Below are 9,450 nucleotides of genomic sequence, written 5' to 3' on the forward strand. Positions count from 1 at the left end.
ATGGTACTCAAAGGCATCATTTTGGCCATGGCCCTGGCCCTGGCCACGCCGACCACCGCCCTGGCCGCCGAAGCCTCGGTGGTGACACTGTTGCGCCAATCCCAGCAGGCCGCCGCCCTGGGACAGTTGGAACAGGCCATGGCGCTGGTCACCCAGGCCATGGCCCAGGACCCGGCCTATCCGCCCTTGTGGAACCAGAAGGCCACGTTGCAGCTTCGGACCAAGGATTATGCCGGGGCCGCCGAGACGTTGGCCGTGGCCCTTAAGGTCGAACCGAACAACCCCGAAACCAATATCCTGACCCTGGCCGCCTTGCTGCGCCTCGATGAAAAGGCCGGCGGCAAAGATCCGGCCCTGGCCCGCTACGCCGCCGGCATCAGCGAAGACGTGGCCGCCACCCTGGTTCTCGATCTGCTGGGCAAACCCGGAACCCGGACCGACCTCAAGCGCTTCCTGTCTGTCTGGAACCCGGCCTCGGCCCAAGGCAAAAAAGCGGCAACGTTGCTGGCCGGCTATGCCGCCGGGGATCACGCCGCCATGGAAGCCCTGGCCGGCGCAGCTCCAGGCTCGGCCCCCAAAGACGTGCTGGGAGCGCTGCAATTTTACGCCGGCAAAGATATGCTGGCCCAAAAGCGGCTCGATCTGGCCCAAAAGCTTCTGGAACAGGCCGGAGCCAACGGCTACGACCGGGTGGCCGTGGCCGGCGAATTGGGCTGGGTGCGCTACAACCAGGGCGATACCGCTGCCGCCGCCGACATCTGGGAAAAAGACTGGCGCAACGCGCCCGACGTCGGCCGCTGGGCCGCCTGGATCGCCGACGCCCGGCTGGCCTCCAAGGATTACAAGCGGGCCGCCGATTTTCTGGAGAAAAGCCTCCAGTTCGACCCCCAAAATCCCGTGCTCCAAGGCCAGTACATCCTCTCGCTTTCGGCCTCGGGCCAGGGCGAAGCGGCCAGCCAGTTCGAGACCGGCCTGGCCGGAGCGGCCGATCAGGATGGGCTCAATTTCGGCAAGGCGCTGGTCGCCTGGCACAACGGGGCCTACGACGAAGCGGCCGCGTCCCTGACCCGCATCAAGAATCGAAAGCTCTTTCGCGACCAGTTCATCGAACTGGCCAATCTTATGGTCGCCCGCATCGGCCAGTCCGGGGACACGCCCCGGCTCGTCGCCGCCGTGCGGGAACTGGTGGCCGGCACGGACCTCAAGGCCCCTGTCATGCGCGACATCGGCTGGCGCATGTGGGCCGGGCGTCGCTACGACACCGCGTTGGCCTTTTGGAAGGAAGCCCTGGCCGACGGCCTGGGCAGCGAAGACCCGCTGGTGGCCCGCGTCGTGCCGCTGCTGATCGAACAGGGCAAAACCGGCGAAGCCCTGGCGCTGCTCAAAACCCAGGCCCCGGACGTCTCGGTCCTGGGTCTGGCCTGGAGTCTGGCCGCCCAGAACCGCTGGGATCTCGTGGGCAAGGTGGTCGCCGGCGCGCCGGCCGGCCCCTACACGGATCTGCTGGCCGCCATGTCCGGCCTGCAAAACGGCCAGGTGCCCCTGGCGCTGGAAAAGCTGCGCACCCTGGCCGCCCTGGGGGCCACGGGCCTTGGCCAGGTCAGTGTATCCGGCTTTAACGCCGACGGCCGGCTGGTCAAAGGGACGCTCTCCCCGACGCTCGCCCGGGAACTCTATCTGCGCATCGCCCAGACCCTGGCCGCCCAGGAGATCGTCGACGGCTTTTTCTTTCTGACGCCGCCGGCCTGGGCCACGGGCATCCCGCCCAAGGCCCTGGCCGCAGTACAGACCGAGGCCGGCAAGGCCCTGTGGCGGGCCAACCGTTTCAGCGAAGCCGCCACCTTTTTAACCGCTGCCATCGCTGCCGATCCCGGCCAGAACCAGGCCCGGCTCTATCTGGCCCTGGTCAAGAAACGCCAGGGACAGACCGCCGAAGCCGACGCCCTGCTGGCCCAGGCCATTGCCGGTGCCTCGCCCTTTGACCGCGACTACGCCCTGGGCGAATTCGCCTTCCTCGACGGCGACATGACCAAGGCCCTGACCCACTTCCAGGGCTGCGTGGCCCTGGCCCCGGGCGACGATGTCATGCGTATGCGCGTCATTTCGCTGCTGACGGCCGAAAACCGCTTTGCCGAGGCCCGGCAGTATGCCGCCTGGTACGAAAACAAGGTGGCGAAAAAGGATCGGGCCGTTTTCGCCACCGCCGCCGTGGTGCGCCTGGAACTGGGCAACCCGGCCGGAGCCGAGGCGCTGTACCGTACGCTTCTGGCCGAGCGGCCCGATTCCCCTGACTATCTCTCGGGCCTGGGCCGGGCGCTGAATCGCCAAAACCAGTTCGCCCGCACGGTGGATGCCGTCTCCGCCGCCTACGCCGCCTCGGCCGACCCGGTCCTGGGTTCCATCCTGTGCGAGGCGCTCATGGGGCTTGGCCGGTACACCGAGGTGGTGCAACAGGCCGAGATCGGACTGGCCCGGCATCCCGCTGACAAAGAGCTGCTGCGCCACGCCGCTGAAGCGTCGGAATTCTCCAAGGAACTGGCGGCCGGCGAAGGCTACGTGCGCCGGTCCCTGGCCCTTGAGCCCGATTCCCTGACCATGCAGAACATGCTTGGCCGGGTGCTGCTCGACCAGGAGAAGTTCCCCGAGGCCAAGGAGCAGTTCGAGGCCCTGTTGGCCAAGAATCCGCGCCAACTGTCTTCGCTGCGCGGGCTGCTTAGCGTCTACCAGCTGACCGGCAAGGCCGGCGAGGCCCACAAGGTGGCCAAGACCCTGCTGGAAATCGCCCCGGACGATGCTTCGGTGCGGCTTAAGTTCGCCATTGCCGCCGCCGCCGACCACGACTTCCGCCCGGCCTATCCGACACTTGAAAAGCTGCGCGCCTTTGGCCCGGACAGCGCCGTTTTAAGCCTGTACTACGCCGACGTGCGCGACACCGAGGCCCCGGGCAAGGTGCGCCTGTCCCAGGTGGCCGAGCACATCCAGGCCGTGGCCGCCCGGGGCGGCACGTTTTTAAGCGTTGACGAACTCACCTCCCGGCCGGTGGGCGAGGCCGCCCTTGGCCAGCCTGCCGCCGGTACCGGCCCCTCGGTGGTGCTGCTCATCGACCGCACCGACGCCGGCGTCCTGGAGAAGATCGACGCCCTCCTGGCCGCTGCCGGCGGCAAGGCCGTCCTTATTGTCGGCGGCGAATCCCTGACCACGGCCACGCCGTATCTGCCCGACGCCGCCCAGGTGGCCCGGCTGGTCGGCACAGGCCGCTGGTCCCTGGCCCTGACCGACCACAATCCGCCCAGCGTCCCAGCCGGCGGCGGCCAAAAGATCAGCCTGTGGTACGCCGCCGGGGCCGATCCCGCTGCGGCCGGCGGACAGGACGCCGCCGCCCGGCTGACCGCCCGGCTGCACGCCCTGGACCCCAAAGGACAGATTCTCGGCCAGACCCGACCGGTCTTTTTCTACCCCGGCGGCTCTGCCCCGGACGAACTGCTGACCGCCGACGCCGCCCCCTACGATACGGTGGTGGCCACGACCTTCCCCGTGGCCTTTGAGCTGTCCCCGGAAGGCTACTGGACGCCGGTGGCCAACCCCCGGCAAACAGCCTCCAAGGCCGTCTCCCCGGCCATGGACGCCGCCGCCCTGGATATTTGGCTCAACGAAGCCAACCCCATGCATCAGGTCTCCCTGGAACTGGCCAAGGTCTATTCCTGGCATGAGCAGGTCGGACAGGCCGAGAATTACTTCAAGGAAGCGGCCGAGCGCAAAGTCAACCCGGCCGATCTGACCTACAACCAGGCCGTTAACGCCTATTACGGCTACGACGACCCCGTGGCCATGGAGCTGGCCCGCAAGGCCGTGGCCCTGGCCCCGGATTCCCTGCGCGCTTCCGAGCAGCTCTACCGGGCCGAACTGCGGGTGCGCCCCAAGGCCGAAGCCATCGCCACCACCTGGTGGGACAGCGACAACCGCCGCTACTATTGGTATGGCCTGGGCGGCAACGTCCATGTGCGCGAAGACTTCGTCGTCTATACCAAGGTCGGCGGCGTGGAGTGGTCCATTGAGAGCTACCAGCGCCGGGGGCAGATCCTTACGGCCTTTGCCAATACCGCCGAAAACGGCACTGTCTCGGCCGAGGATCTCTACAGCATCGCCAACGCGCGCTACAGCCAGACCCTCACCGGCCAGGATCTCACCGTGGGCGGCCGCTGGTTTTTCCATCCCGAATACTGGTTGGAACTGCAAGGCCAGTTGACCGCCACCACCGGCGGCCCCGGCACCTGGGCCAATGCCCAGGCCACGCTCCACGGCCCCCTGGCCCCCAAGGGTGCCAAGATCGACGGCACCTGGGATTTGCAGGTGGCCAACGAACGCATCGACACCGTGGAAGCCATCTCCGATCAGATCATGGCCAACCGGGTGAGCCTTTTCACCCACAACCGGATTCTGGATTTCTGGGATCTGTTCGTCAATGCCCACGGCATCTCGCGCACCGACGGCAACAACACCGCCTCCATCGACGGCCGCCTGCTGCGCCGGCTCACCGAATACCCGCTGTTCTCGCTGGGCTACGCCTTCCAGTTCGCCAACAGCGACCGTAACCCCATCCAGTACTGGGCGCCCCAGAATCTGGCCACCCACCTGGCCTACGGTTCCTTTGGCTACTCGCCCACCCGCTGGTTTACCATCAACGGCAGCCTGGGCTACGGCACCTCCAGCGACCGCAACAATAGTTGGCGGCAAGTCTGGCGGGCCAACGCCGGCATGGACATAACCATGCAGGACAGGTTAAAGTTGTCAGTGAAGTACTCCTACTTCAGTACGGCAGACTATAACCTCAATGAAGCATGGGCAGGAATAACCTACACCTTCTGACGGATAAACGGGCCTTGCGCCAGGGGTTTCCCCTGGCGCTGGCCCTTGTTGCGGCCTGTCTGCTCTGGGCCTGCGTGCCGCCGGCAACCACCTTGGCCCAGGAGGGCAACCGGCCCGCCGCCCCACGGACCTCCTCCGCTCCCGCCGTTCGCCTGGGTGCTGCCGACCATCTCTCCGCCTGGATCGCCGACTGGGATCTGGCCAAGGGACTGGCCGAATGGCGCGCCAACAAAGGCCTTTTCACCTCTGTCCGGGTTTTTGCCGCCTACTTCGACGAGGGCGACCACCCTTCCCTGGCCCCGGCCTGGGCGGCGGCCCTTGGCAACGATGCCAAAACCGTCTTCGGCTCCGTGCCGGCCCTGTTGACCGTGGTCAACGACGTGGTCACCCCTTCGGGTAAAGGCAACAAGCTCAAAGACCCGGAACTGGTGCGCCGGCTCGTCTCCAGCCGGCAGGCCCGGGCCGGGCATATCGACGAACTGATCCGGCTGGCCGAGCGCTCCCGGTTCGCCGGCCTGGAAATCGATTACGAAAACGTGGCCGCTGCGGTGTGGCCGGATTTTTCCGTGTTCGTTGCCGAGCTGTATGCCGCAACCACCGCCCGGGGACTGGCCCTGTCCGTGGTGCTCCAGCCCCAGCGCCGCTATCTGGCCGCCCCCATGCCCGCCGGCCCGGATTACGTGCTCATGGGCTACAATCTCTTCGGCTCCCACTCCGGCCCCGGCCCCAAGGCCACGCCGAAATTTTTAGCCGAACAGGCCGACTCCCTGCGCGCCATCGGCCTGCTTGACGCCACTTCCCTGGCCCTGGCCACCGGCGGTTTCGACTGGACCGAGGGCAAGGCCGCCAAACAACTCGGCGAAGCCGAAGCCGCTGATCTGGTTGCCCGCAAACAGCTCCAGCCCAGCCGCTCCGCCCCCGACGGCTACCTCGTCTCCCGCTATCGCGACGAGGCCGGCAAAAACCACGAGATCTGGCACGCCGACGCCACCACCCTGGCAACGCTCTGGCAAGCCGCCCGAACCGCCGGTTTTTCCCGGCTGGTCCTGTGGCGCCTGGGCGGCAACAGCCCGTCGCTGTTTCCCTGGCTGGCCACCCTCAAACACTGACACGGAGGTCCGTTTCGTGCTTCGACGCTGTTGTGTCCTTTGCGGCGGCCTCCTGGCCGCCTGCCTGCTGCTTGCCGCCGCGCTCGTCCCGGCCCAGGCCCAGGGCTTTTCGGAAGCCACCCGGGGCGTCCCCCTGCCCGGCAACGGACCCCGCGCCTACGTCAACATCATCATCGACGATCTGGCCAACCTCGACCTGTGGACCCAGCTCGCCGCCGATTGCGACGCCTTTGGCTTTAAGACCACCCTGGCCCTGAATACCGCCAAGGCAACGCCCGACGACTACGCCCGCCTGGCCAAGGCCGTGGCCGCCGGCCACGAGATCGCCAACCACACCCGCGACCATGTTTCCGTGGCCCCGGGCGGGGCCGTCAAACTGCGCTACTACGATGCGAAAATCACGGCCGCCCACGCCGTCGTGGACCAAGGCAAGGGCGTCCTGCGCATCATGGCCGGCGACAATCCGCAACCCGTGGCCGAATTGGACCTGTCCGAAACCGGCCGCAACCAGACCCTGAAGCAACTTGTCGATGCGCTCAACACCGTGCGCGGCGTCGTCGCCACCCTCGGCGATCCCTATTACGCCAACATCCACTCCCGCTTCCTGCTCGAAAAAGACAATACCGACATCTATTTCAAGAACGGCTTTGCGCCCCTGTTCGTCAACATCCCCGCCAACGCCCGCTACGAAATCGAGGGTGCCAGGCACGACATCGAAACCGGCCTGCCCGGCTTTGTCTGCCGCTCCATGGTCTACCCGTTCCTGGTCTCAGACCCCGCCTCCAGGCAGGTGGCCCGGGAACTGGGCAACGACTGCGGCCGCGTCGGCACCGCCGGCAACGCCGCCCTGGGCGCTCCCGGCGGCTACGACCTGTACCAAATCTACGCCGTCAAACCCCGCGAAGCTTTCGGCACCAACGTCACGGCCCCTGAATTTGCCGCCAACGTCGCGGCCTTCCTCAAAAAACTCAAGGAAGTCGGCGGCGTGTGCTGCCTCTATTCCCACGGACCCGATGAGTTCACCAACGAGCAGTGGCGGGCGCTCCTGCCGCTACTCGCCAAAGACAAAGACGTCGCCTACGTCACCCTCAACGCGCTCAGCACCTTCGTGCGCAAAACCGCCCAACTGCGCGACGGCAAGTACTACCTGCCCCAAAGCGGGAAGTAGCCGGGGCTTTGCCCCGGACTCCACCGGGGCTTTGCCCCGGACCCCACCAGGGCTTTGCCCTGGACCCACCGGGGGGATGATCCCCCCGGCCCCCCCGAAATGGATAAGGGGGGTGGCGTAACCGTGTCCGTCGTCTCTGCTCAAGGGGCGGGAACCAATTGACTTTCCGGGATGCGGGTCCGATAGAGGGGAAGCGGCCAGCCCGGCACGGGCGGCCGGGGGAGGATTTGCATGGCCGAAGAAAAGCCCATGTTGCTGATTGGTACGCCGGCATACAGTGGCCAGGTGACGGTGACCTATATGCGGGCGCTGGTGGAGTGCATTGGTTTTCTGGAACGCCAAGGCATAAAGACCGGCCTGCTGACGCCGTCCCAGGAGAGTCTTATTCCGAGAGCGCGCAATCTGATTGCCAACGAATTTTTGCGTCTGCCGGAATACACGCATCTGCTGTTTATTGATGCCGACATCGGATTTTCACCGGAGCTGCCGCTCAAATACCTGGAAGCCGACAAGGATGTGGTCTGCGGTATTTATCCGGTCAAATATCTCGACATCGACAAGCTGCGCATGGTGGATCACAAGGCGCTCTCGCGGGTGGCGGCGGCTGCCGCCATGCATTACGCGGTCAAGCTCAAGCCCGGAAGCCGTCCCGAGCCGGTGACAGGACTTTTGCAGGTGGAGTACGGGGCCACGGGCTTTATGATGATCAAGCGCGAGGTGCTCACGCGCATGGCCGCGGCCTACCCGGAACTGGTCTACGACAGTTCCCACACCAATGACGACAGCACCGATAACGTGGCTTTTTTTGACACGGCACTCGATACACAGCGTCGGGAATATCTGCCCGAGGATTACGCCTTCTGCAAACGCTGGACCGACATGGGGGGCGAGATTTTCGCCGATGTGCACAGCGTGTTCACCCATGTGGGCAATTTTGAATATACCGGGAATTTCACGGCTTTTCTGACCCACCTCGGCGGCGTCGAAGGGCTGTAGGCGGCAACGGCGGCGAGACCAGACCAGCCTGCCCCCGAAGGGGCCAAGGCAACCGAGGAGGACACCATGCAAAAGATTTTCTTTATGATTTCGTGCGGACCGGACGAACAGTCCCAGGCCACCCGGGCCATGCAGTTTATCAAACTGGCGGCCGAACGCGGCGGGCTGGCCGGCGTGCTCCTGGTGGATGAGGCCGTGTATCTGGCCAAACCCGAGATCGTTGACCGGGTACGGGCGATAACCGGCGATTCCATGGCCGCCCATGTGGGCTGGCTGCGCGAAAACGTCAAGGACGTGCCGTTTCTGGTCTGCACGCCGTGTTGCCAGGCCCGGGGTGTCACGGCCGAAGATCTCGACCCGATGTGGGCGCTGGGCACGGGCGGGACGGCCATGGACATCCTGGTTCAGGACGGCGTGACCGCAATGTCGTTTTAGTTTTCACCGGGCCGGCCCTTGGCCGCCCGCTGTCGCGAGTCATCCTTTCAAGAGCCGGCGCTGTGCCGGCTCTTTTTTTGGCCGAAGGTTCCTGCCAGGGGTTATCGGCTGGCAGTTTGGCCACAAAAAATTTATCGTACTAAAATAGCACACCATTTACCAATAGACGCACACTGGTTCAGGAATGGGAAAAGGCTCTCTGTGGCTTCGGTCGTCTGTGGCGTCTTGACGGAATCATACGGTTTTTGTAAACAATAGAGGATACTGGGTTCTCTCGGGAGCCTGGTGCCGCGTCCTCCTGTTGGGTAAGACCGTTGCACGCAAGGAGTCCGCCCTGGCATTGCAGTGCGCCATCCTGTTGTGGCTGGCAACAATTCCATGTCGTTAAAAAATCAGGCCAGACAATTTCTTTCTTTGTTGCATTTGCGCAGGAGGCCACATGTCTGACGACGATTCCTTTACAGAAGTCACCACCACGTCGTGGTTCAGTCGCATCGGCCAGTCCTTTGTCGGCGTGCTTATCGGTCTTATACTCCTTGTTATTGCGGTTATTTTGCTCTTTTGGAACGAAAAAAACTCCGTGGAAACGGCCAAGGCCTTGCAAGAGGGCCTCGGCGTCGTCCATTCCATCAGCTCCGCCGTTATTGATCCAGGCAACGAGGGCAAACTGGTGCAGCTCAGCGGCCTGGCCGCAACGGCCGACATCCTGAGTGATAAGGAATTTGGCGTAGCACTCCAGGCCCTCAAGCCATTTCTGTCCGGCTAATTTAGAAGAGATAGCCTGCTAGAATTGTTTGGTTTTAAGCGTTGCCGTCGCGGGTCAATGAGGTCGAGAATTTCACATTGCTGAAACAGATTTCGTTGCACCAGCCGGGC

The 9,450-nt window shown here is 64.6% G+C and carries 6 protein-coding genes; all 6 read left to right on the top strand.

The genetic code is table 11. From position 1 onward, the window contains the following. The 6 genes from GTA51_RS14675 to GTA51_RS14700 all read left to right on the top strand — a co-directional run bounded on the left by GTA51_RS14675 (position 1) and on the right by GTA51_RS14700 (position 9,340). Positions 1-4,866 carry a tetratricopeptide repeat protein gene (locus GTA51_RS14675; protein ID WP_160962337.1) on the top strand — a complete coding sequence of 1,622 codons (4,866 nt, stop codon included), beginning with the start codon at positions 1-3 and terminating at the stop codon, positions 4,864-4,866. Positions 4,867-4,880: 14 nt separating this feature from the next. Next, a complete protein-coding gene (locus tag GTA51_RS14680) occupies positions 4,881-5,975 on the top strand; it encodes a glycoside hydrolase family 18 protein (protein WP_246198154.1) in 1,095 nt (364 codons plus the stop codon). 16 nt (positions 5,976-5,991) lie between these two features. Then, a complete protein-coding gene (locus GTA51_RS14685) occupies positions 5,992-7,143 on the top strand; it encodes a polysaccharide deacetylase family protein (RefSeq protein ID WP_160962341.1) in 1,152 nt (383 codons plus the stop codon). Positions 7,144-7,374: 231 nt separating this feature from the next. After that, positions 7,375-8,139, top strand: a complete 765-nt coding sequence (locus GTA51_RS14690) for a hypothetical protein (protein ID WP_160962343.1) — start codon at positions 7,375-7,377, stop codon at positions 8,137-8,139. 66 nt (positions 8,140-8,205) lie between these two features. Next, positions 8,206-8,574: a DsrE family protein gene (locus GTA51_RS14695; protein ID WP_160962345.1), complete on the top strand. Its 369-nt coding sequence runs from the start codon at positions 8,206-8,208 to the stop codon at positions 8,572-8,574. A 439-nt stretch (positions 8,575-9,013) separates the two neighbouring features. Then, on the top strand, positions 9,014-9,340 hold the full coding sequence (locus GTA51_RS14700; RefSeq protein ID WP_160962347.1) for a hypothetical protein: 327 nt from the start codon (positions 9,014-9,016) through the stop codon (positions 9,338-9,340). Positions 9,341-9,450: the final 110 nt, after the last annotated feature.

The sequence above is a fragment of the Solidesulfovibrio aerotolerans genome (assembly GCF_009856865.1).
Taxonomy (GTDB): domain Bacteria; phylum Desulfobacterota; class Desulfovibrionia; order Desulfovibrionales; family Desulfovibrionaceae; genus Solidesulfovibrio; species Solidesulfovibrio aerotolerans.